The sequence below is a fragment of the Variovorax sp. PAMC26660 genome (assembly GCF_014302995.1).
Classification (GTDB): domain Bacteria; phylum Pseudomonadota; class Gammaproteobacteria; order Burkholderiales; family Burkholderiaceae_C; genus Variovorax.
In genome coordinates this window covers 3,259,346-3,281,662 of the sequence record NZ_CP060295.1, presented here as the reverse complement: position 1 = coordinate 3,281,662, position 22,317 = coordinate 3,259,346, and the positions used below count along the sequence as shown (strand labels likewise).

Annotated in this window: 20 protein-coding genes and 1 pseudogene; 8 read left to right on the top strand and 13 right to left on the bottom strand. The window is 68.0% G+C overall.

Annotated features, from left to right (window positions below; all coding sequences use genetic code 11):
- Window positions 1-30 precede the first annotated feature (30 nt).
- The gene (locus H7F35_RS15645; RefSeq protein WP_187113729.1) at window positions 31-1,371 is read left to right on the top strand and encodes an MFS transporter; all 1,341 of its coding nucleotides are present in this window, start codon (window positions 31-33) and stop codon (window positions 1,369-1,371) included.
- Window positions 1,372-1,383: 12 nt separating this feature from the next.
- Here H7F35_RS15645 and H7F35_RS15640 read toward each other — a convergent pair whose 3' ends face one another.
- Window positions 1,384-2,103, bottom strand: a complete 720-nt coding sequence (locus H7F35_RS15640; RefSeq protein ID WP_187113728.1) for an SDR family oxidoreductase — start codon at window positions 2,101-2,103, stop codon at window positions 1,384-1,386.
- A 73-nt stretch (window positions 2,104-2,176) separates the two neighbouring features.
- On the opposite strand from H7F35_RS15640, the gene H7F35_RS15635 reads away from it, so the two are divergent.
- Window positions 2,177-3,112, top strand: coding sequence for a LysR family transcriptional regulator (locus tag H7F35_RS15635; RefSeq protein WP_187113727.1), 936 nt, complete (start codon window positions 2,177-2,179; stop codon window positions 3,110-3,112).
- Between the two features lie 130 nt (window positions 3,113-3,242).
- Complete coding sequence (locus H7F35_RS15630; protein WP_187113726.1) at window positions 3,243-4,223, top strand: helix-turn-helix domain-containing protein; 981 nt, start codon at window positions 3,243-3,245, stop codon at window positions 4,221-4,223.
- On the opposite strand, the gene H7F35_RS15625 is transcribed toward H7F35_RS15630, so the two are convergent.
- A complete protein-coding gene (locus H7F35_RS15625) occupies window positions 4,220-5,134 on the bottom strand; it encodes a LysR family transcriptional regulator (RefSeq protein WP_187113725.1) in 915 nt (304 codons plus the stop codon). The two genes, H7F35_RS15630 and H7F35_RS15625, sit on opposite strands and share 4 nt — an antisense overlap.
- Before the next feature lie 73 nt (window positions 5,135-5,207).
- On the opposite strand from H7F35_RS15625, the gene H7F35_RS15620 reads away from it, so the two are divergent.
- Together H7F35_RS15620 and H7F35_RS15615 are read left to right on the top strand one after the other, a co-directional pair.
- A complete protein-coding gene (locus H7F35_RS15620) occupies window positions 5,208-6,548 on the top strand; it encodes a PhzF family isomerase (protein ID WP_187113724.1) in 1,341 nt (446 codons plus the stop codon).
- Window positions 6,549-6,677: 129 nt separating this feature from the next.
- Complete coding sequence (locus H7F35_RS15615; protein WP_187113723.1) at window positions 6,678-6,980, top strand: hypothetical protein; 303 nt, start codon at window positions 6,678-6,680, stop codon at window positions 6,978-6,980.
- Between the two features lie 20 nt (window positions 6,981-7,000).
- Here H7F35_RS15615 and H7F35_RS15610 read toward each other — a convergent pair whose 3' ends face one another.
- From H7F35_RS15610 to H7F35_RS15565, 10 genes and pseudogenes are all read right to left on the bottom strand, one after another.
- Window positions 7,001-7,708: an ABC transporter ATP-binding protein gene (locus H7F35_RS15610; RefSeq protein ID WP_187113722.1), complete on the bottom strand. Its 708-nt coding sequence runs from the start codon at window positions 7,706-7,708 to the stop codon at window positions 7,001-7,003.
- 19 nt (window positions 7,709-7,727) lie between these two features.
- The gene (locus H7F35_RS15605) at window positions 7,728-8,435 is read right to left on the bottom strand and encodes an ABC transporter ATP-binding protein (protein ID WP_187113721.1); all 708 of its coding nucleotides are present in this window, start codon (window positions 8,433-8,435) and stop codon (window positions 7,728-7,730) included.
- Window positions 8,432-9,508: a branched-chain amino acid ABC transporter permease gene (locus H7F35_RS15600; RefSeq protein WP_187113720.1), complete on the bottom strand. Its 1,077-nt coding sequence runs from the start codon at window positions 9,506-9,508 to the stop codon at window positions 8,432-8,434. Before H7F35_RS15600 ends, H7F35_RS15605 begins: the two co-directional genes overlap by 4 nt.
- Window positions 9,505-10,374, bottom strand: coding sequence for a branched-chain amino acid ABC transporter permease (locus H7F35_RS15595; RefSeq protein ID WP_187113719.1), 870 nt, complete (start codon window positions 10,372-10,374; stop codon window positions 9,505-9,507). The genes H7F35_RS15600 and H7F35_RS15595 overlap by 4 nt, the downstream gene beginning before the upstream one ends.
- Before the next feature lie 12 nt (window positions 10,375-10,386).
- Window positions 10,387-11,652 (bottom strand): ABC transporter substrate-binding protein, encoded by a 1,266-nt coding sequence (locus H7F35_RS15590; RefSeq protein WP_187113718.1) that lies wholly within the window; start codon window positions 11,650-11,652, stop codon window positions 10,387-10,389.
- Window positions 11,653-11,699: 47 nt separating this feature from the next.
- A complete protein-coding gene (locus tag H7F35_RS15585) occupies window positions 11,700-13,202 on the bottom strand; it encodes an aldehyde dehydrogenase family protein (protein ID WP_187113717.1) in 1,503 nt (500 codons plus the stop codon).
- A gap of 54 nt (window positions 13,203-13,256) precedes the next feature.
- A complete protein-coding gene (locus tag H7F35_RS15580) occupies window positions 13,257-13,646 on the bottom strand; it encodes a nuclear transport factor 2 family protein (RefSeq protein ID WP_187113716.1) in 390 nt (129 codons plus the stop codon).
- 40 nt (window positions 13,647-13,686) lie between these two features.
- Window positions 13,687-14,487 (bottom strand): MoaF C-terminal domain-containing protein, encoded by an 801-nt coding sequence (locus H7F35_RS15575; protein WP_187113715.1) that lies wholly within the window; start codon window positions 14,485-14,487, stop codon window positions 13,687-13,689.
- A gap of 21 nt (window positions 14,488-14,508) precedes the next feature.
- A complete protein-coding gene (locus H7F35_RS15570; RefSeq protein ID WP_187113714.1) occupies window positions 14,509-15,315 on the bottom strand; it encodes an SDR family NAD(P)-dependent oxidoreductase in 807 nt (268 codons plus the stop codon).
- A 121-nt stretch (window positions 15,316-15,436) separates the two neighbouring features.
- Window positions 15,437-17,026 (bottom strand): annotated as a pseudogene (locus tag H7F35_RS15565) (GMC family oxidoreductase); the annotation flags it as partial.
- 409 nt (window positions 17,027-17,435) lie between these two features.
- Between H7F35_RS15565 and hemE the strand changes: the two are divergent.
- The 3 genes from hemE (at window position 17,436) to H7F35_RS15550 (ending at window position 22,078) form a co-directional block, all read left to right on the top strand.
- Window positions 17,436-18,545 carry a uroporphyrinogen decarboxylase gene (hemE, locus tag H7F35_RS15560; RefSeq protein WP_187113712.1) on the top strand — a complete coding sequence of 370 codons (1,110 nt, stop codon included), beginning with the start codon at window positions 17,436-17,438 and terminating at the stop codon, window positions 18,543-18,545.
- 478 nt (window positions 18,546-19,023) lie between these two features.
- A complete protein-coding gene (gene priA, locus H7F35_RS15555; protein WP_187113711.1) occupies window positions 19,024-21,123 on the top strand; it encodes a primosomal protein N' in 2,100 nt (699 codons plus the stop codon).
- A gap of 49 nt (window positions 21,124-21,172) precedes the next feature.
- A complete protein-coding gene (locus H7F35_RS15550; RefSeq protein ID WP_410010781.1) occupies window positions 21,173-22,078 on the top strand; it encodes a hypothetical protein in 906 nt (301 codons plus the stop codon).
- Between the two features lie 28 nt (window positions 22,079-22,106).
- On the opposite strand, the gene H7F35_RS15545 is transcribed toward H7F35_RS15550, so the two are convergent.
- Window positions 22,107-22,316 carry a hypothetical protein gene (locus H7F35_RS15545; RefSeq protein WP_187113710.1) on the bottom strand — a complete coding sequence of 70 codons (210 nt, stop codon included), beginning with the start codon at window positions 22,314-22,316 and terminating at the stop codon, window positions 22,107-22,109.
- Between the last annotated feature and the right edge of the window lies 1 nt (window position 22,317).

Here is a 22,317-nt window from a genome sequence, read left to right as displayed (position 1 = left end):
AAACACACACATGCCACAGGGGACAACAAGATGAATCCCGCGCCATCCGCCGCGCAAAAGGGCCCTGCCGCCCACGCTTCTTCCACCGCTTCCTCCTCGAAATTCGCCACCGTCCTGCGCGTGACCGGCGGCAACTTCATGGAGATGTTCGACTTCTTCCTGTTCGGCTTCTACGCCACGCAGATCTCGAAGGCGTTCTTTCCGGCCGGCAACGAGTTCGCCTCGCTGATGCTGACCTTCATGACCTTCGGCGCGGGCTTCCTGATGCGTCCGCTGGGTGCGATTTTTCTGGGCGCGTACGTCGACCGCGTCGGCCGCCGCAAGGGCCTGATCGTCACGCTCGCGCTGATGGCCACAGGCACGCTGCTCATTGCCTGCGTGCCGTCGTACGCCACCATCGGCCTCGTGGCGCCGCTGCTCGTGCTCATCGGCCGGCTGCTGCAGGGCTTCTCGGCCGGCGTCGAACTGGGCGGCGTGTCGGTGTACCTGTCGGAGATGGCCACGCCGGGCCACAAGGGCTTCTACGTGAGCTGGCAGTCGGCCAGCCAGCAGGTGGCCATCGTCGTCGCGGCCGCGCTCGGCTACTGGCTCAACGTGACCTTCACTTCGCAGGAAATCGGCGACTTCTACTGGCGCGTGCCCTTCTTCGTGGGTTGCCTGATCGTGCCGGTGCTGTTCATCATCCGCCGCTCGCTGCAGGAGACCGAAGAGTTCCTGGCGCGCAAGCACCGCCCCGACGCACGCGAGATCTTCCAGTCGATGATCAGCAACTGGGGCCTCGTGGTCGCCGGGATGATGCTGGTGTCGATGACCACCGTGTCGTTCTACCTGATCACGGTCTACACGCCCACCTTCGGCAAGTCGGTGCTGCAACTGAGCACCACCGACGCGCTGATCGTCACGCTGTGCGTGGCCATCTCCAACTTCATCTGGCTGCCGATCATGGGCGCGCTGTCGGACCGCGTGGGTCGCAAGCCGCTGCTGATTGTGTTCACGGTGCTGACGATCCTTACCGCGTACCCGTCGCTCAAGTGGCTGGTCGGCGCGCCGAGCTTCGTGCGCATGCTCGAAGTCGAGCTGTGGCTGTCCTTCCTCTACGCCAGCTACAACGGCGCGATGGTGGTGGCGCTGACCGAGGTGATGCCAGTCAACGTGCGCACCGCCGGCTTCTCGCTGGCCTACAGCCTGGCGACGGCGGTGTTCGGCGGCTTCACGCCGGCCATCGCGACCGGGCTGATCGAGATGACCGGCGACAAGGGCGCGCCAGGGCTGTGGATGACGGCCGCCGCGGTCTGCGGATTGATCGCGACGCTGGTGCTGTACCGGCGCAACGTGAACCCGGCCGATGCCGGACGCGTGCCGGCGGTCTGACGCTTCTTTTTTTCAGACAAGCCGCAGGCCTCCATCGCACTCGATCACGGTGCCGGTGGTGTAGCCGTTCTCGATCAGGAACTGGATCGCATGCGCCACGTCCTGCGGCTGCCCCACGCGGCCGACGGGCAGCGTCTCGACCTGCTGGCGGAACAGGTCGTCTTTCAGCGCGGCGGGCACGCGGTCCCACCACGGCGTGTCGACAAGGCCCGGTGACACCGCATTCACCCGGCTCGGCTTCAGTTCCCGCGCGAGGCTGCCCAACATCGCTTCGAGCGCGCCATTGATCGCGGCCAGCCCCGCCGTGCCCGGCAGTGCATTGCGCGCCGAGATCGCCGTGACAAAGGTGATGCTGCCGCCCTTGCGCAGCACCCGCGCACCGGCCTGCGCCGCTTCGAGCTGCGGCCAGAACTTGGCCTCGAAACCGCGCCGCAGCGATTGCAGGTCGAGCTGCGCGAACTCGCCCGCGCCCTCGCCGCCGCTGAGCGTGAGCACGAGGTGATCGATCGGCCCTGTCTTTGCGAAGAAGGCATCGAGCGCCGCGCGGTCGCTGGCATCGAAGGCCGCGCCGCTCACGTTCTGTCCCATGCCGCCGATGGCGTCCTGCAACTTGCCGTTGTCCCGCCCCGTCGCAATGACGCGCGCCCCCGTCGCCGCGAGCCGACGCACGGTCTCCAGGCCCACGCCAGACGAGCCACCGACCACCACCACTGTCTGTTGTTCCGAAGCCATGTCGATTCCTTTGGTTGACTGATGAGCCTTCAGGTTAGGGATCGCGGGCCTATCATTCAAATCGTTTGAAACCATGAACGACATCAACGAAAGTGATTTCAGGCGGCTCGACCTGAACCTGCTGCTGGTGTTCCACGCATTGCTGCACGAGCGCAATGTCACCCGCGCGGCCAAGCGCCTGTTCATCGGCCAGCCTGCACTGAGCGGCGCGCTCAAGCGCTTGCGCGTCGCCCTGGGCGACGAACTGTTCGTGCGCACCTCGCACGGCATGACGCCGACGCCGCGCGCGCTCGAACTCGCGCGCGTCATCGAGCCGCTGCTGCTCTCGCTGCAGCAGGCGCTGCATGCGAAGCCGGTGTTCGATCCCGCCAAGGCGGAGCGCGTGTTCCGCATCGGCCTGAGCGATGCACTCGAAGTCGCGCTGATGCCGCAGCTCATGCAGCGGCTGGCGGCCGAGGCGCCGGGCGTGCGACTGATCGCACGCGCCGCCGACCGCACCACGGCGCCCGGCCTGCTCGATGCGGCCGAGATCGAACTGGCCGTGGGCGTCTTCACCGATTGCGCCACCTGGCACCGGCAATGCGCGCTGTTCGACTGGCAGTTTGTCTGCGTCTACAACCCCGCGCTCATCAAGGCGCGCGGCAAGCGGCTCACGCTCAAGGAATACCTGCGCCATCCGCACCTGCTGACCTCCTTCAGCGCGGACCTGAGCGGCCTGGTCGACGAACTGCTGCACAAGCAGGGACTTGCGCGCCAGGTCGTGTTCTCGAGCCGAAACTTCGCGACCAACCCCTTCATCGTGCGGCAGATGCCCGCAATCACCACCGTGCCCACTTTCGCCGCGGCCACCTGGCGCGATGCACTCGGGCTGGCGGTGAGCCCGCTGCCCTTCGAAACGCCGAGCTATGCCGTATCGCTGCTGTGGACGGCGGCCCGCGACGGCGATCTGGGGCTCCAGTGGCTGGTTTCATTGATGGCCGAGGTCCTCGGCGGCAAACCCGTTCATTGACCGAGCGTGCACTGCGTGTGTACCGGGAACGCACCGGCCCCCTCGGTCCGGGTGGAAACACCGATGATGGCGAGCCCCTGCATGCCTATCCTGCGCAAGCGCCTTCGGCGCAACCACAGAGACCCACGGCATGAACGCAAACCACTTCAGCACGCTGCTCGAACACCCCGCGGACCGGCAAGCCTGCTGGGGACGCATCAACGAGTCGTACTTCGGCGCGCTGCGCGTGCAGTGCCTGGACACCGGCACCTTCGACGCGCGCATGGACGCCTATGAACTCGGGCCGCTCGGCATGTTCATGATCGAGGCGCCCTCGCACCGCGTGGCGCGGCCCGACACGCGCCACGAGATCGTGCTCGATGAGCACTACAAGCTGGTGCTGCAGCTCGAAGGCCATGGTCACATCTCGCAGCGAGACCGCGAGTTCCACCTGCACCCCGGCGACTGGAGCCTGTACGACCCGCGCGTGCCCTACGCCATCACCAACCCGGAGCGCTCGCGCCTGCTCGCCATCACGATCCCGCGCCAGCAGTTCAAGGGCATGAAGATTCCCGACCTGCACACCTGCGAGGCGCACACGCCCGCCATGCAGGGCCTCTATGCGGTGCTCGGCTCGTTCCTGACCTCACTGGCCGACCAGTTGCCTTCGTTGCCCAACGCGGTTGGCCGCTCGGTCAGCGACACCGTGCTGGGCCTGCTGGCATCGACGCTGGCCACGCATTCCGACGAGCAGTTCGGTGCGCACCCGGTGCCGGGCGTCCTGAAGGCGCGCGTGAAGCAGTTCGTGCACGCGCACCTGGCCGACCCCTCGCTGTCGCTGGACCTCATCGCGCAGCAACTGCGCTGCTCCAAGCGCTACCTGCACCGCGTGTTCGAGGACGAAGACCAGACGCTCGACCGCTTCATCTGGCAGATGCGGCTGGAGCGCTGCAGCGAAGCGCTGCGCAATGCGGCGGGCCGCCGCACCTCGGTGTCGGAGATTGCCTTTGCCTGGGGCTTCAACAGCAGCGCGCATTTCTGCCGCGTGTTCAAGGCGCAGTACGGCGTGTCGCCGCGCGAGTTCCAGCGGCGCGAGGCCGAACGGGCCGCGTCGCCTGCGCTCACACACTAGGCTGCGGATGGCGGCTTGAGCAGGTCGATCAGGAAATCGATCAGCACGCGCACCTTCGGATTCAGCAGCGGATCGACCAGGAAGACGGCATGCACGCTGGCGTCCGCACCGCCGTGCCTGGGCAACACGCGCACCAGCGATTTTTCTTCCAGCGCGTCGCGCACCAGCACTGCGGACAGGAACGCAATGCCGCGCCCCGCCTTGGCAAATTCGAGCACCGCGTCGCCGTTGTTGGCCCGCAGCACGCCCTTCGGCTTGACGGAAAACTCCTGGCCCTGATCGTCGGAAAAGCGCCATTGCTCGCCATCGCGGTTGACCGTGAGGACGATGCAGCTGTGCTGCTTCAAGTCTTCGATGGTCTTGGGTGAACCCCGGCGCCTGATGTACGCCGGGCTGGCCACCAGCACCCGGCGGTTCGCTGCGAGCTTGCGCGCACGCAAGGCTGAGTCTTCCAACCTGCCGATGCGAACGGCCACATCCACGCCCTCGGCCGCAAGGTCCACGAAGCTGTCCGTCATCACCAGGTCCAACGACAGCTTCGGGTGGCGGTCCATGAACGCCGGCAGCACCGGCACGATGTAGCGGCGTCCGAACGCCACCGGTGCGCTGATCCGCAACTCGCCCCGCACTTCGTCGCGCATGCGGCCCAGCGCCTGACCCGCGACTTCGAGCCGGTCGAATGCTTCGCGCGCTGCAGCGAGGTAGGTCATGCCCGCGTCGGTGAGCGACATCGTGCGGGTCGTGCGAAAGAAAAGCTGCACCCCAAGGGTCTGCTCGAGCAGCTTGATCTGTCGGCTGACGGCAGAAGGCGTGATCCGCAAATCGTGCGCGGCACGCGCAAAGCTCTGGTGCGCGGCCACCCGGACAAAAGCGCGTACCAGTTCCAGCGGCAGATCGGGTGTTGCGGCCATTCATTCCTCCAAGGAACGAGTGTATTTCTTTCATGCCGATCATTGAAGCGACGGCACCGTCAAGCTCTGTGCCATGACAAAGCAAGCATGCGAGGAGGCCATCACGGCCGTCACCCCTTCGACGGCACCGGCCCCACTGGGACACTATGCGCAGGGCATCCTGCACCAGGGCGTGCTGCATGTCGCAGGCCAACTGCCGGTCGATCCGCGCTCACCCGAGCGTGTCGGTGCGCACAGTGCTTTCGCCCACCAGATGCAGCAGTTGCTCGCCAACTGCGATGCGGTTCTCGAGGCTGCAGGCAGTGGCCGGGCCCGGGTGCTTTCACTGACGCTGTACCTCACCGACCTGAACCACTGGGAAGAGGCGGACCGCATGTGCGCCGCTTTCTTCGGCGCGCATCGCCCCGCACGCACGGTGCTCGGCGTTGCCAACATCCGCAAGGGCTACGCGGTGCAGGCATCCATGGTGGCCGCACTCACGGCGCAGTCCGTCCCACCCGCTGAAACGACGATGACCCAACGAACACTCTTCCATGTCGATGCATTCACTCGCACGCCGTTTCGCGGCAATCCTGCGGGCGTCGTCCTGAATGCCGATGGCATGTCCGATGAAGCAATGCAGGATCTGGCGCGCGAACTCAAGCATTCCGAAACAGCCTTCGTGTGGCGTGCCGACGCGGCCGACCACGACCTGCGAATCCGCTACTTCACGCCGACCACCGAGGTCCCGCTGTGCGGCCACGCCACCATTGCCGCGCACTTCGCGCGTGCCACGGCCTTGCAGCTCGACGAGGTGACGCTGCGGCAGAAGACCGGGGCCGGCATCCAGACAGTGGGCATCTCCCGAAGCGCCACAGGCGGGCATCGGATCGTCATGCACCAGGGCGCCCCGGTGTTTGAAGCGCCGCTCGAAGGTGCATTGCGCGAGCGCATCGTGACAGCGCTCGGGCTCGCGCAGAACGACGTTCCGGGCGAGCTGCCGGTGCAGGTCGTCTCGACCGGACACAGCAAGGTCATCGTTCCTCTGATGCCGCAGGTCGATCTCGACGGACTGCGCCCGGACATGCCCGCACTCTCCCGGCTGAGCAAGGAGATCGGTTGCAACGGCTACTTCGTATTTCAACAACCGGCCGAGGGAGAGGCGGTCACCGACGGACGGATGTTCGCGCCGGCCATCGGCATCATGGAAGACCCGGTGACGGGCAACGCCAACGGGCCGCTCGGTGCCTATCTGGTGCGCCACAAGCTCATGCCTCACGATGGTCGTGCCTTGCGCTTCCAGGGTCGCCAGGGGCGCGCGTTGCGCCGGGACGGCATCGTGCACGTCGAAGTCGGCGTGGTGGACGGCGAGCCAACGGCGGTCTCCATCGCCGGCGATGCCTGCATCCTGTTTTCTGCCGTGCTCCACGGTTGATGCATGACAAAACCGTAATCGCCGTGTCGGTCGGCGAGCGGTTGGCCTTTCTAGAGTGGGGGCGTGATGTGTTTCGTTGAGGAAACGGCCACATCACGCAGCCATCTCCAACACAGAAAGGACCTCTTCGTGAAACGCACCCTGCTCGCCCTGGGCACCCTCGCCTTCTTCTCCACCGCCTTCGCGCAGCAACCGCACAGCCACAGCGCGGAAGCCGAGGCCGACTTCGACAGCAAGCCGCAGGCCGCCGCCGAAGCCAAGAAGAACAACAAGCAACCCGGCGCCGTGCGCATCAAGGACGGCAGCACCGCGCGCGGTGAAGGCTCGGCCGTGTCGACGCCCAGCAAGACGGAGAAGGCCGGCGAAGCCCGCGCCGATGCGCGCGAAGCCAAGCCCCACACCGTGCCCACGCCCGGTGCCACACCGAAGTAAGCCGCGCCAGCAGGCGTTCTTCAGGCCGCCGCGAGATAGCTGCTGTGCAGTATCTCCGGCCGGCTTCGCAGTTCTTCCGACGAACCCGCGAAGGCCATGCGCCCGCGCTCCAGCACATAGGCGCGACTCGACACGGCCAGCGCCACCGTGGTGAACTGTTCGATCAGCAGCACGCCCACGCCTTCGCGCGCGACCTGCTGCACCACGTCCACCAGCCGCTTGACCACGGTGGGTGCGAGCCCCAGCGAGAGTTCGTCGATCGCCAGGTAGCGCGGCTTGCCGATCAGCGCCTGCGCGAGGCAGACCATCTGCTTTTGCCCACCTGATAGCGAACGCGCGGGCAGCGCGAGCTTCACGCGCAGTTCGGGGAACACCGCGAGCATCTGCTCGACGGCATCCGCCACGCGCGACGCGGGAAGCGCCGTGGCGGCAGCACGCAGGTTGTCGAGCACCGAAAGATCGCCGAGCACGCGGTGCCCTTCCGGCACCACCGCCACGCCGAGTGCGCGCACGCGCTCGGGCCGCTGGCCGTGCAACGCATGGCCTTCGACCTCGATGCGCCCGCCAATGATCGGCAGCACGCCACCGATGGCCATCACGGTGCTCGATTTGCCCGCGCCGTTGGCGCCGAGCAGCGCGGTCACTTCGCCGGGCGGCACCTGCAGGTCGATGCCATGCAGCACCGCCTTGCCGCCGCGTTGCAGGCACAGGTCGTTCACGCTCAGCATGGTGTGAAGGCTCCGTCGTTCATTCCGTTCCCAGATAGGCCTTGCGCACAGCCGGGTCGTCGAGCACCGCGCGCGTCGGGCCGAGCGCGAGGCGTCGGCCGAAGTCGAGCACCAGCGTCTGCGTGCAGGTGGCGGCGATGAGGTCGACGTCGTGGTCGATCAGCAGCACCTGCGCGCCGCAGAAGGCATGCACCGAACCGATCACGCGGCGCAGCGCGCCAGCCTCCTGCTCGGTCAGGCCCGCGCCGGGTTCGTCGAGCAGCAGCAACCGCGGCGCGCCGACCAGCGACTTCGCAATTTCGAGCATGCGGCGCTGGAACAGGTTCAGGCGATGGCCCAGCACGGTCGCCACGTCGAGCAGGCCGGTGTGCGACAGCGCACGCGCCACCTGCGCTACCGCTTCGCCGCGCGCATGCGGCACGTGGTCGAGCAGCGCGCGCACGTTGTCCCACACGCTGAGGTCTTCCACCACCTGCTCGGTCTGGAACGAACGGCGCAGGCCGAAGCGCACGCGCTCGATGGGCTTCAGGCCCAGCAGGTCGGTGCCGTCCACCGCAACAGTGCCGGTGCGCGGCAGCACGAGGCCACTCAACACATTGACCAGCGTGGTCTTGCCCGCGCCGTTCGGCCCGATGAGGCCGCACACCGGCGCATCGAGTTCGGCGCTGAGCCCGTCGATGGCCTTGACGCCGCCGAAGGCGACGGTGAGATCGCTCACGCGGATCATGGGGCGGCCTCCTTGCCGCCACGCACGAAACACTTGCGCACCGCATCGAACGCACCCACCAGTTGCCCGGCGATGCCGCTCGGCGCGGTGATGAGCGCATGCAGCAGCGCCACGCCGAAGAAGATCATCGCCAGGTAGCCGTTCACGCCGAAGTCGGTCAACAACGCTGGCACCGCGCGCAGCAACAACCCCGCGATCAGCGCGCCGGCCCAGTGGTACACGCCGCCCACCACGGTGAGCGCAAACAGCATCACTGAATCGCCGGCAGTGAAGGCACGCCCGTCGAGCTGGCCCACACCGCCCGCGAGCAGCGCGCCCGCCACGCCGGCGCAGAAGCCGGCCAGCCCGAAGGCCCAGGTCTGGTAGCGCAGGATGTTCACGCCGGCGGCCACCGCGGCCGCCTCGCCGCGCCGGATCAATGCCCACGAGCGGCCCGCGCGCGTGCGCCGGTGCAGCTCGATCAGCGCCAGCACCGCCGCGAGCCACACCGCCACGTAGCGGAAGTACGCCGCGTCGGACAGCGCCAGCGCGGGGCGCGGCATCATCAGCCGCTCGCTGCCGAACACGCGGCCCAGCCAGCCCGCGCCGCCATCGGGAAAGCCCATGACGTTGATGACGACCTGGAAGCCGCCCGCCATCATCATCGTGACCAGCGCGAGGTACAGCCCCTTGAGCCGCAGCGCAGGCAGGCCCGCGAGCATGCCCACCACGCACGACAGCAACCCACCCGCGAGCACCGACAGCTCGAAGGGCCAGCCCAGCCCGTGGCCCGCGCGCAATGCGATCCAGCCGCCCGCGCCGAGCAGCGCGTACTGGCACAGCGACACCAGACCCAGTTGCCCGTAGAGCAGCGCCACGCCGGCCGCTGCAATCGACAGTGCGAGCGAGGAAGTGAGCGTCTTGATCCAGTACGCATTGGCCAGCCACGGCACGATCAAGGCGATGAGCAGCACGCAGCCCACCATCACAGCCAATGAAATGCGGGCGCGTCGCGTCGCCTCGGCCAGCGAGGCCGGCAATTGCGCGATGTCGTCGGGAGCCGGCGGCGCGCCAGTGAAGATCGAAGCGCTCATGCCTGCCGCGTGCCCGTGCGAAAGAAAACGATCATCGCCAACGCGATCAGGAACGGCGTGGCCGTGCGAAAGGCCGCGAAGCCCGGCACCGTGATCGCCAGCGCCTCCAGCACACCGATGGCGATGCCGCCCGCCACCGTGGCAGGCAGCGAATGCAGGCGGCCGATGATCGCGGCGGCAAAGGCCGGAATCACCAGGAAGGTCAGCAGCGTGGCCTGCAGCCGCACGATGTTGGCGAGCAGCAGCCCGCACACGCCGGCGAAGGCACCGCTGAGCACCCACGCCACGGTGTCCACGCCGAGCACGCGGATGCCCAGCAGCGCGCTCAGGTCGCGGTCATTCGCCAGCGCGCGCATCTTCAGGCCCACGCGCGTCTTCGACAGCAGCAGGCCGACGCCGCCCATCATCAGCACCGCGAGCGCAAGCCCCACGGCGCGTGTGTGGGTGAGCCGCACCTCGACTTCGCCCAGCACGAAGTCGATGGCGCCCGAGTCGGTGGGCAGCACCAGCCGGCGCGGCTGCTCGCCCCAGTACCACTCGGTAAAACCCACCACCACCAGCGCGAAGCCCAGCGTGGCGATGCTGCGGATGGTCGGGTCGCGGTGCGACAGCCTCGGCGCCAGCAACCGGCCGTAGGCCAGCGACAGCAGCATCGACGTGACGATGGCCGCGCACCACGCCAGCCCCTGCGGCCAGTCCGCTTCGAGCATCGACCAGGCCACGTACGCACCGATGGCGCCGATGGCACCGAAGGCGAAGTTCAGCACGCCCGACGAACGATAGAGCACCACCAGCCCCACACCCGAGAGCGCGTACACGGCGCCCAGGCCCAGACCCGAGATGACGAAAGGCAGGTAGTCCTCCATGGCCCGGCGCGCTTACTTCAGGCCCATCTTCAGCTCGTCCGCGCGGATGTCGACCAGCTCCGGGTCTTCCGCCGTCAGGCAGCCACCGGGCGCGAAGCGCCAGCCGTTGCCTTCGGGGCTGGCGACCGGGCCGCTGTTATTGGCGTTGTGGCGGTTGCCGTTGCCCACGTAGAAGGGCTTGCACAGGATGTCGCTCTTGAAGTCGCTGACCTTGCGCAAGGCATCGGTCACGCCTGCGCGGTCGATCTTCTTCGGATCCATCTTCAGGAGCGCCTGCGTCACGATGCGCGCGGCCACGTAGCCGCCTTGCGAGAAGGTGTCGCGCGGATCGCTCTTGGCGCCGTACCTGTCCATCACCGCGAGCCAGTTCTTGTTGTCGGGGCCGGCCGATTCGAGCGGGTTGAATTCGAGGTTGACGTCGAAGTTGCCCTTCCAGTAGGGGCCGATGGCCTTGGGCACGTCGGTGTTGTAGGCCGGCGCGGCCGAGACGAAGTGGATCTTCTTGCCCAGGTTCTGCTGCTCGGCCGCGGCCAGCATCGGCACCAGGATGCCCTTGGGCACGTTCATGATGATGGTGTCGGGCTTCTTCGCGGCGGCCTGCAGCATGGTCGAGGTGGCATCGGCCGAGCCGGGGTCGATGGCAATGGTCTCGACTTCCACGCCGTTTTTCTTGCCCCATTCCTTCGGCCCTTCGCAGGCCCAGTTGCCCAGGCTGGGGATGTTCGGAATGATGCAGACCATCTTTTTGGCCTTGTACTTCTGTGCGGCGTACATGGCGGCGATGGTGGCCGACACGCGCGGCCCCGCATTCACCGGCACGTAGTTGCGCGCGTTGAAGCATTCACGCGGCACGCCGGTGCCGGCAATGACCATCACGCCTTCGTCGGCATACATCTTGGCGTTGGCGCCGCACTCCACGAAGCTGGTGCTGCCCGCGAGCGCGACCACCTTGCGGTCTTTCACGAGCTTGGACGCGACCTGCGCGGCGGTCTCGGGGTTCCACTGATCGTCGACCACGATGTAGTCAACAGGGCGGCCGTTGATGCCGCCGTTGGCATTGACGCACTTGAAGTACGCGGCGGCCGCCTGGCCCGAGGCGCTGAAATCGTCGGGGCCGGTCTTGCCCACCACGGCACCGATGGGAATGGGCTCGCCCGTCGCGGGTTTGCCGGTGTTGAGGCCGCAGTCGGGCCCGGACTGCGCCCATGCGCCGCTGAAGCCCGCCAGGCCCATGGCGCCAACGACGGCCGACAGCGCGATCTTCTTTGTTCTCAGCATGATGATGTCTCCTTTGTTTGATCGGAACCGGTGCGGCGAGGGCGTGCCTACACCGCCATGCACACGCTCTTGAGCTCGGTGAAGCTCTCGACCGCGGCGCGCCCCAGGTCGCGCCCGTAGCCCGACTGCTTCACGCCGCCCAGCGGCAGCGCGTTGTCGAGCACGTTGTGCGCGTTGACCCAGACCACGCCCGCCTGCAGGCGCGGCACGATGCGGTGCACGGCCGAGAGGTTGTTCGACCACACGCTGGCGGCCAGGCCGTAGGCGCTGTCGTTGGCCAGGCGGATCGCGTCCTCGATGTCGTCGAAGGGCACGACCGTCGCGACCGGGCCGAACACTTCCTCGCGCACGATGCGCATCGAAGGCTGCGTGTCGACGAACACGGTCGGCCGCACGAAGCAGCCGCCGTCGAAGGCGCGGCTGCCGCCGGTGACCAGCGTGGCGCCCTCGGCCACCGCGCCGTCGATGTGGGCCATCACGCGCGCCACATGGCGCTTGGACACGAGTGGCCCGAACTGCGCCTGCGGATCGAAGCCCGAGCCGATGTGCAGGCTCTCGGCCGCGTGTGCCAGTTGGCGCACCACCTCGTCGAAGATGCCCCGCTGCACGTACACGCGCGAGCCCGCCGTGCACACCTGCCCCTGGTGAAAGAAGATGCCGTTGGCCGCGCCCTGCGCCGCCGCCGCCGGGTCGGCGTCGTCCAGCACGATGAGCGGTGACTTGCCGCCCAGCTCCAGCGTGAAGCGCGCCATGTTGTCGACCGCCGCGTGGCCGATGCGCTGGCCCACGGCGGTCGAGCCGGTGAAGCTGATCTTGCGGATGTCCGGATGCGCGGCGAGCGCGGCACCGGCGGTGGCGCCGCGTCCGCACACCACGTTGAGCGCGCCGGGCGGAAAGCCCGCCTCGATGGCCAGTTCGGCCAGCCGCAGCGCGGTGAGCGGCGTTTCTTCCGAGGGTTTGAGCACCACCGTGCAACCGGCCGCAAGCGCGGGCGCCACCTTCCACAGCGCGATGGCGAGCGGGAAGTTCCACGGCACGATGGCCGCGACCACGCCGACGGGTTCGCGCCGCGTGTAAGTCACCCATTGCGGGCCGGGAATACCGATGGAGTTGTCGAGCGTCTGCCCTTCGAGCTTGGTGGCCCAGCCCGCCATGTAGCGCACGAACTCGGCGCCGCCCCCCACGTCGACCATGCGCGCGATGCCGCGCAGCTTGCCGCTTTGCAGGGTTTCGAGCGCGCTGAGTTCATCGGCGTGCGACTCGATGAGCGTCGACAGCGTGTAGAGCATGCGCTCGCGGTCGGCCGGGCGCAGCGTCTTCCATGCGGCACTCTCGAAGGTGCGGCGCGCGCTCGCAACGGCGGCGTTCACGTCGGCCGCGTCGCTGTCGGGGGCTTCGGCCACCGTCATCTCTGTGGCCGGATCGACCACCGGCAGGTAGGTGCCGTTGGCGGGCGCCACCTCGCGGCCGTCGATGTGGTTGCCGCGCCGGCGCTGCGCCAGCAGGCCCACCAGGCCGAGGTGCTCGAGCGACAGGTCTCGCAGATTCATGGGTTGGCTCCGGGGCGATGCGTTGAATGGGTCAATGAAAGGAAGAGGCGCAACTCAGGACATGGCCCGCGCCACGAGCAGCGTGTCGGTGAACTGCTCGAAGCGCCGCACCTTGCCGCCCTGCACCTGCCACACATGTGCCACGCGGGCGTGCATGGTCTTGCCGGTGGCGCGGTGGCGGCCGTGGTAGTCGCCGATGCCGACCACGGTGTCGCCGCCGTCGACCAGCCGTTCGAGCACGAAGCGGTAGCCCTCCCACTCGGCGCCCAGCGCCTTGAAGACTTTCTCGATCACCTGGGCCGGCCCGACGTGCGTGCCGGCGCAGGGAAAGCCGGCCATCTCGGTCCACTGCACGTCGTCGGCCACGTCGGCGAACATGGCTTCGAGGTCCTGGCGGTCGGAGGCGGCGTAGTGATCGGCAACGATCTGATGGGGCGTGCGCATGAAGGAAGGCTCCTGGTGTGACAGCAAGAAATGAAGAAGATCAGACCGGCCCGAACTCGGGCGGATAGAAGGTCTGCGAGGCCTTGCGCATGAAGGCGCCGGCCGGGTTGTTGGCGACTTCGCCGGTGCCGGTCACGCCGAGGAACTTGCCGGTCGAGCGGCCGCTCGCGAAGTCGAAGAAGAACACCGACGCGACGGGAATCAGGAACTCGCGGAAGGTGAAGATGTACTGGTCCTCATCGAACTTGTAGTAGCTCGCGAGGTCGACATCGCCATGCCCGCGCTGCACGCCCACCAGGCATTGCCAGGCGTAGCGCTCGGCGCTCAGGTAGGTGTGCTCGTAGGTGTGGTTGGGGCTGTAGGTCTGCCAGGTGCGCAGGCCGATCAGGTCGCGCGTGGGCTGTGGCACGGGGCCGGTGACGAGGCCGCCTTCAAGCGTGCCGACCCAGAAGTCCTGCGGCACACGCGGCTGGCCTGCGGCTTCGTCGGCGCCGACGATGCGGCAACGGATCGCGAGCACGCGGCGGGTGCGCGTGTTGAGCACGATGCTCAATGCCTCGGTCGGGCGGCTGGCCTGGGTGATGTCGAGGAAGAAAGTGTCGGGCGCGACCTCGATGGCCTCGTACCAGTCGCCGTTGCCTTGTCCGCCGCGTGCGCCCTGCTCGCTCCAGTCCAGCGCATGTTGAGAGCGCGGCTGCAGCGTGAGCTGGAAGTCGGGCAACGCGAGCTTCAGTGTCTGGCCGGCAAGTGCGTCGGTGGCGGACAGGCGATTGGTAGCGATGCCGAGGGCGAACTGGTCGTAGGTCTTCCAGTCAGCGGGCTTGGTGGCTTCGTTGCTCATGGCGTTTTCTTTCCTTGCCTCTCAGGCGTCATGCGCGAAGGCGATGGTGGGCAGGTCGACCGCGGACGCGCCGCCATCGACCATCAGCGAACTGCCGGTGACCATTGCGGCCAGCGGCGAGGCGAGGAACAGCACCGCGTTCGCCACGTCTTCAGGGCTGGCGGGGCGGCCCATCGGCACGTCGCGCGTGACGAGGTCGTAGGCGGCGTCGGCACCGGACAGCCGGTACTTGTCGACCAGCACCTGCATCTGTTCGTCCGCCATCTCGGTACGCACCCAGCCGGGGCACACGGCGTTCACGCGCACGCCCTGCTTGCCGTAGTCGCGCGCCAGCGAACGCACGAGGCCGATGAGCGCGTGCTTCATCGTCACGTAGCCGATCACGCCGGGGCCCGCGAAGTGGCCGGCGAGCGAAGAGAGCACGACGATGTTGCCGCGCCGCTCGATGAGTTCGGGCAGCAGCTCGCGTGCGCAGACGAATGCGGTGTCGAGGTTCAGGCGCGTCGAGAGCGCCCACGAGGCATCGTCGGTAGACAGCGCATCGCCCACGCCGTGGCCGCCCGCGTTGGCGACGAGCACGTCGATGCGGCCGAACTTTTCGCGTGCGGCGGCGAGTGCGTGCTGCACGTCGGCGGTGCTGGCGGCATCGCCTGCAACGGCCAGCCCGCCGAGCGTTGTTGCAACCGCTTCGAGCTGCGCGAGGCGGCGCCCCATCAACACCACGCAGCCGCCCGCTGCGGCGAACTGCGCGGCCACCGCCGCGCCGATGCCGGTGCCGCCACCGGTGATGAATGCGACCTTGCCGGCCATCGATCCTGTGGAACTCATTCGCTCTGTCTCCTTGTTGAGTGGGACTCTAGGTTTCAGCGCGCATCGGCGATTGACCGAACGCGCAGTGTTCGTTGCCCGACAGCGCGGCCTTGTCCGATCGCGGTCACGCCGTCTGCCCCAGCACGAAGGCCGCGCAGCGCTCGGCCAACATCACGGTCGGCGCATTGGTGTTGCCGCTGACCAGCGAGGGCATCACCGAGGCGTCGCACACGCGCAGCCTTGCCACGCCATGCACGCGCATCTGCGCATCGACCACGGCCATGTCGTCGCGGCCCATGCGGCAGGTGCCGCTCGGGTGGTAGACGGTCTTGGCGCGCTGGCGCACATAGGCCTCGATGGCGTCGTCGGCCATGTCCTCGGCCGCGGAAGGCGCGAGCTCTTCGGACACCACTTCGCGCAAGGCCGGCGCGCGCAGGATGCGGCGCGCCAGCTTCACGCCGCGCACCAGCGTGTCGACGTCTTCCTGCGCCTGCAGGTAGCCGCCGTCGAACAGGATCGGTGCCATCGGGTCGGGGCTGCGCAGCCGCACGCTGCCGCGCGATTTCGGCCGCAGGAAGCAGGGGTTGATCGACAGGCCGTGGCCGGCCAGCGGCTCGCGGTCGACATCGCCCACGAGCACCGGCAGCACATGGAACTGCAGGTCGGGCCGGCCTGCGCCGGTGGTGTCGACGAAGCCGCCGCTCTCGACCACGTTGGAGCTGAGCAGGCCGGTGTTGAAGAGCGTCCATTGCAGGCCGTGCTTGAGGGCGGCCAGCCCGCGGTCGTTGCCCAGCAGGCTGATGGGCTCGCGCGTGCGGCCGTAGACCGACACCTCCAGGTGGTCCTGGAAGTTCTCACCCACGCCGGGCAATGCGTGCGTCACCGGAATGCCGTGCGCCTGCAACTGCGCACCGGGGCCGATGCCCGAGAGCATCAGCAGCTTGGGCGAGGCCAGCGCGCCGGCCGAAAGAATCACTTCTTCGCGCGCAGTGGCGACGATCTCTTCGCCGCTGCCGTCGCGGCCGGTGCGATAGACAACGCCGGTCGCGGCGCCGTCCTGCGTCAGCACGCGCGTGACGTGCGCGCCGGTGACCACCGTGAGCTTCGGGTGGTCGCGCACCGCCGCGAGGTAGGTGGCGGCCGTGCTGGCACGGCGGCCCTCGAAGGTGGTGGTCTGGTAGAAGCCCACGCCGGCCTGTTCGGCACCGTTGAAGTCGTCGTTGTAGGACAGCCCGGTCTGCTGCGCGGCGCGCAGGAAGGCCAGGCTCAGCGGATGGCGAAAGCGGGTGTCGCTCACTTTCAGCGGGCCGGTGGTGCCGTGCAGCCCGCAGGCCAGCCGCGCATTCGACTCGGCCTTGCGAAACCACGGCAGCACGTCGCGCCAGCCCCAGCCCTCGCAGCCCTGCGCCTGCCAGCCGTCGTAGTCGGCCGGCGTGCCGCGGATATAGACCATGGCGTTGACCGAGCTGCCGCCACCGAGCGTGCGGCCCTGCGGCACGAACATCTTGCGTCCGCCGGCAGCGGCCTGCGGCTCGCTCTCGTAGGCCCAGGTGCGCTCGGTGCCGATCACGCGCACGAAGGTGGCGGGCATGTGGATGAAGCGGTCGTTGTCCGGCGGCCCTGCCTCCAGCAGCAGCACGCTGCGCCCCGCCAGCACCAGCCGGTGCGCCAGCACGCAGCCGGCCGAGCCGGCTCCCACCACCACGAAGTCGAAGACCTGTTGCGCCATGTTGCTTGTCCCGTTTTTGATCCGAAGTTCCAGGGTGAATCGACATTCAAACGGGGCCCCGTTGGCCCGCTTTGCACCCGGATGCGCGAAGGGCGGCGCAGGCCAGAGTCATCTCTGGTCAAGCCGCCCGACAAAGCAGGCGGGTGCAAAGCGGGCCAACCCGAAGGGAAGGACGAATGCCGGGCGCATCGCGGCGTTGCGGCTCGCTTGCGTAGCCGAGCTACGCGGCGCTCATCGCGCCTTGCGCTGCACCCGGCATTCGTCCTTCGCGGCCCCGTTTGAATGTCGATTCACCCTGGTGTTGCAGGCGGATGCTCGGGGCTGCGGCGCGCCGTGGCGCACCGGGGCGGGTTGGTGCAACTCAAATTGCGCTGTCGGTCAATATGCGGGCCCCTGCGACAATCGCGGGATGCCTTTCGCCCCATTGCAAAACGACACTTTCCTGCGGGCCTGCTGGCGCCAGGCCACCGACCACACGCCCGTCTGGCTGATGCGCCAGGCCGGCCGCTATCTGCCCGAATACGTCGCCACGCGCGCCAAGGCGGGCAGCTTCATGGGGCTGGCGACCAACACCGACTACGCCACCGAAGTCACGCTGCAGCCGCTGGCGCGCTACCCGCTCGACGCCGCCATCCTGTTCTCGGACATCCTCACCGTGCCCGACGCCATGGGCCTGGGCCTGTCGTTCGAGGCCGGCGAAGGCCCACGCTTTGCGCGCCCGGTGCGCGACGAAGCGGCCGTGGCCGCGCTCGAAGTCCCCGACATGGACAGGCTGCGCTATGTGTTCAGCGCGGTGGCCTCGATCCGCAAGGCGCTCGACGGCCGCGTGCCGCTGATCGGCTTTTCGGGTAGCCCGTGGACGCTGGCCTGCTACATGGTCGAAGGCGCTGGCTCCAGCGACTACCGGCTCGTCAAGAGCATGCTGTACAGCCGCCCCGACCTGATGCACCGCATCCTCGCGGTCAATGCCGATTCGGTAGCCACCTACCTCAACGCGCAGATCGACGCCGGCGCACAGGCCGTGATGGTGTTCGACAGCTGGGGCGGCGTGCTGGCCGACGGCGCCTTCCAGGAATTCAGCCTCGCCTACACGGCGCGCGTTCTGGCGGGCTTGAAGCGCACCGGCCCTGACGGCCAGCCCGTGCCGCGCATCGTGTTCACCAAGGGCGGCGGTCTGTGGCTGGACGCCATGCGCGAGCTTGATTGCGAAGTGCTGGGCGTCGACTGGACGGTGAACCTGGGCGTCGCGCGAAAGCAGATCGCCGAAGGCGCCGACGACAAGGCCAAGGCGCTGCAGGGCAACATCGACCCGAACGTGCTGTTCGCGCCGCCCGCGCAGATCGAAGCCGAGGTGGCCAAGGTGCTGCAGGCCTTCGGCAAGCCGCACGCCGACCGCAACGCCAAGGGACCGACCCACATCTTCAACCTGGGCCACGGCATCAGCCAGTTCACGCCGCCGGACCATGTGGCGGCGCTGGTCCAGGCGGTGCACGCCCAGTCGCGCGCCCTGCGCCGTTAAAAGTGTGACTCAAAGGGCGAACCGTGCGCAGACGCCGGAACGCCCTCAAAAGTCGGTTCGCAGCCGTTTGTCAAGCTCAAAAACGGTATTGCGGTCCAGACTTATGCACAAAATCCGTGTTGCACTGCGCAAGATTATCTGAGGCACCCCTCTCTTTGCTACCAAAGAGATAGCGACGCTAAGTGGTTGATTTATATAGGATTTGATTTTTGCTTTTTTTCCGGGCAATCCAGTCAGAGCCTTGATTTTCAAGGCTCGCCAGCGTGTCGAGCCCGGTTGTCAACAAAGTTATCCACAGAAACTCTGGATGGCAGGCAAAGCGCTGAAAAATCAACGACTTAAGCGGTTTTGTTCAAAGTCGCATTAACAAACCTTTCCAACAGGCCCGCCCATTTCCACAACCCACCCAGCCCCTGAACCGGGCGCCACGACGACGGACGGCAGCGCTGCGCCGGCGCCCGCGAGTGCGCCGGCGGCCTTGTCATGGCGGCTCGACATCGCGGTGCAGACGCCGGCGCATGCCGCGCTCGGCGACCTGCTGAGCTACGCCGGCGCGGAGCCGCTGGTGCCCGGCACGCTGGTGCGGGTGCCGCTGGGCCGGCGCGAGGTGCTGGGCGTGGTCTGGAACGAGCCCACTTCGCTGGCAGGGGCCGAGCCCGACATGGCGCTCAAGCCCGTGGGCGCGGCGCTCGATGCGCTGGCCCCGCTAGGCGAAGCCTGGCGCGACCTGGTGGCTTTTGCCGCGCGCTATTACCAGCGCTCGATCGGCGAAATCGCCCTGGCCGCCCTGCCGCCGCAACTGCGCGACCTGACGACCACGCAACTGGCGCGGCGCCTGAAGCGCAAGACAACGGCCGGCCCGGTCGCCGAGACGACCGAAGCCGCCAACCTGGTTGCCCTGAGCGCAGAGCAGACCAGCGTGCTGGCCCGTATCGAGGCCGAAAGCGGCACCTTCCTGCTGGTCGGCAGCACCGGCAGCGGCAAGACCGAGGTTTATCTGCGCTGCGTGGCCGAGCTGCTGGCGCGCGACCCCGAGGCACAGGCGCTGGTGATGGTGCCCGAGATCAACCTCACGCCGCAATTGGAAGCACGTTTCAAGGCGCGCTTCGGTGACGAAGCCGTGGTGTCACTGCACAGCGGCATGACGAATCCGCAGCGGCTCGCGAGCTGGCTGGCGGCGCACAGCGGCGCCGCGCGCATCGTGCTGGGCACGCGCATGGCGGTGTTCGCGTCGATCCCGGGGCTCAAGCTGATCGTGGTCGACGAGGAACACGACCCCAGCTACAAGCAGCAAGAAGGCGCCCGCTATTCGGCACGCGACCTGGCGGTGTGGCGTGGGCAGCGCGAGAGCGCAAAGGTGATCCTCGGGTCGGCCACGCCCTCGCTCGAAAGCTGGCACCAGAGCCGCTCCGCCGAAGGCGAAGACCCGGGTGGGCGCTATGTGCGGCTGGCCATGCCCTCGCGCATCGGCGCGGGCGAATTGCCGGCGGTGCGGCTGGTCGACATGAACCTGCAACCGCCGAAGACGGTGCTGTCGGGCGCGCTGCTCGACGCCATCGGCCAGCGCATCGCGCGCGGCGAGCAGAGCATGATCTTCCTGAACCGGCGCGGCTATGCGCCCGTGCTGGCCTGCGGCGACTGCGGCTGGAAGAGCGAATGCCCTCACTGCAGCGCCTACCGCGTGTTCCACAAGATCGACCGCACGCTGCGCTGCCATCACTGCGGCTTTACAGAGCGCGTGCCGCGCGCCTGCCCGGCCTGCGGCAACCCCGACATCGCGCCGGTGGGCCGTGGCACCGAGCGGCTCGAAGAGCACCTGGCCGAACTGTTCGCGGCCGTGACGCGCCCCGACGGCAGCGCGGTGCGCATCGCGCGCATCGATGCCGACAGCACCAAGAAGCAAGGTGCGCTCGAATCGCAGCTTGCCGCCGTGCATTCGGGCGAGATCGATGTGCTGGTCGGCACGCAGATGATCGCCAAGGGCCACGACTTCCGGCGCATCACGCTGGTGGCCGCAGTCAACCCCGACGGCGCGCTGTTCTCCAGCGACTTCCGCGCGCCCGAGCGGCTGTTCAGCCTGCTGATGCAATCGGCGGGGCGCGCGGGGCGCGACGCCGCCTACCTTGCGGCGCAGGGCGCCACGGCCGAGATGTGGATCCAGACGCACCATGCGCAGCACCCGCTGTTCATGGCGCTGCGCAGGCACGACTACGCCGTGTTCGCCCAGCAGCAGCTCGACGAACGCCGGGCCGCCGGCATGCCGCCTTTCGCGTTCCAGGCACTGCTGCGGGCCGACGCGCGCGAGCAGTCGGTCGCGCAGGCCTTCCTGAACATCGCGGCCGACAAGGCGGAGGCACTTCCAGGCGCCGACCTTGTCACGCGCTACCCGGCAGTGCCGCTGGCCATCCAGCGCGTGGCGAATGTGGAACGCGCGCAGATGCTGATCGAAAGCCCCTCGCGCGCCGCGCTGCAGCGCCTGCTGGCGGGCTGGCAGCCGCTGCTGCACGAACTGCGGCGCACGCCCGAGGGCAAGGGCGTGATCCGCTGGCTGGTCGACGTCGATCCGCACAGCATCTGAGCCGGTTGTCCTGCAAGACAGGACCGACGGCGCCACCAAGGTGATTTGCATGAACACACCATTTACCCCTGTACACACGAGCGGCCGCGCACGCATCGGCATGCTTTGGGTGACGGCGCTGCTGCTGGCGCCCGTCGCGGCACTGGCGCTGCAGGCTGCACCGGCCAACGGCGGCGCGCCCGCGCTGCGCAACAAGCTCCAGGCACTCGCACCGCAACTGGCGCGCAATGCCTTCAAGCGGCCGCTCACGCTCGAATCGACCGAGGCTCCGGACCGGCTGAGCGGCGATGTCTACGCGCTGGTCGACCATCCCTTCAACGCCGTGAGCGGCGCGCTGCGTGAGCCCGCCGCGTGGTGCCAGGTACTGATGCTTCACCTCAACACCAAGCACTGCGCCGTCAAGGCCGGTGGCGGCACGCTCGCGGTGGCCGTGGGGCGCAAGTTCGACCAGCCGCTGTCGGACGCGCAGAAGATCGACTTCGCCTACAGCCTGGGCAAGGCGGACCCGAACTACCTCAACGTGCGCCTGAGCGCCGCCAGCGGACCGATGTCCACGCGCGACTACAGCATCGTGCTCGAAGCCACGCCGGCCGATGGCGGCAAGACGGCCATCCACCTTGGCTATGCGTACGCCTACGGCACCGCGGCGCGGCTGGCGATGAAGGGCTACCTGGCCACGCTGGGCAGCGACAAGGTCGGCTTCACGCCCCAGGGGCAAGGCGAGTACGTCGGCGGCGTGCGTGGGGTGGTGGAGCGCAACACCATGCGCTACTACCTGGCGATCGACAGCTACCTGGATGCCCCCGCCTCGGGCCAGCTGGAGCAGCGGCTGGGCAGTTGGTTCGACGCGACGGAGCAATACGCGCAGCAGCTTCACGAAGTGGACCGCAACGACTACCTGGTGATGAAGCGCCACGAGTTCCAGCGCCTGGAACAGGACACGGCCCCGGGCTAGTTCTACGGCATTCCTGACGCCTCGATGGTCAGTGGTAGCCCGTGGGCTCCTTGCCCATGTCGACGTAGCGCAGTTCGTTGTGTCGTCGCCGCGCAATGCTGCTGGGCCAGGCGAACACCACGAGGCTCAGCGCCGCGAGCGCAATCGCGCTGGCGGTGCCGATCTTGCCGGCGTGCCAGAACCAGCCCGCGCCAGCGAGCCAGGCCACCCACACCAGGATGCGAACCAGTATTGCCATA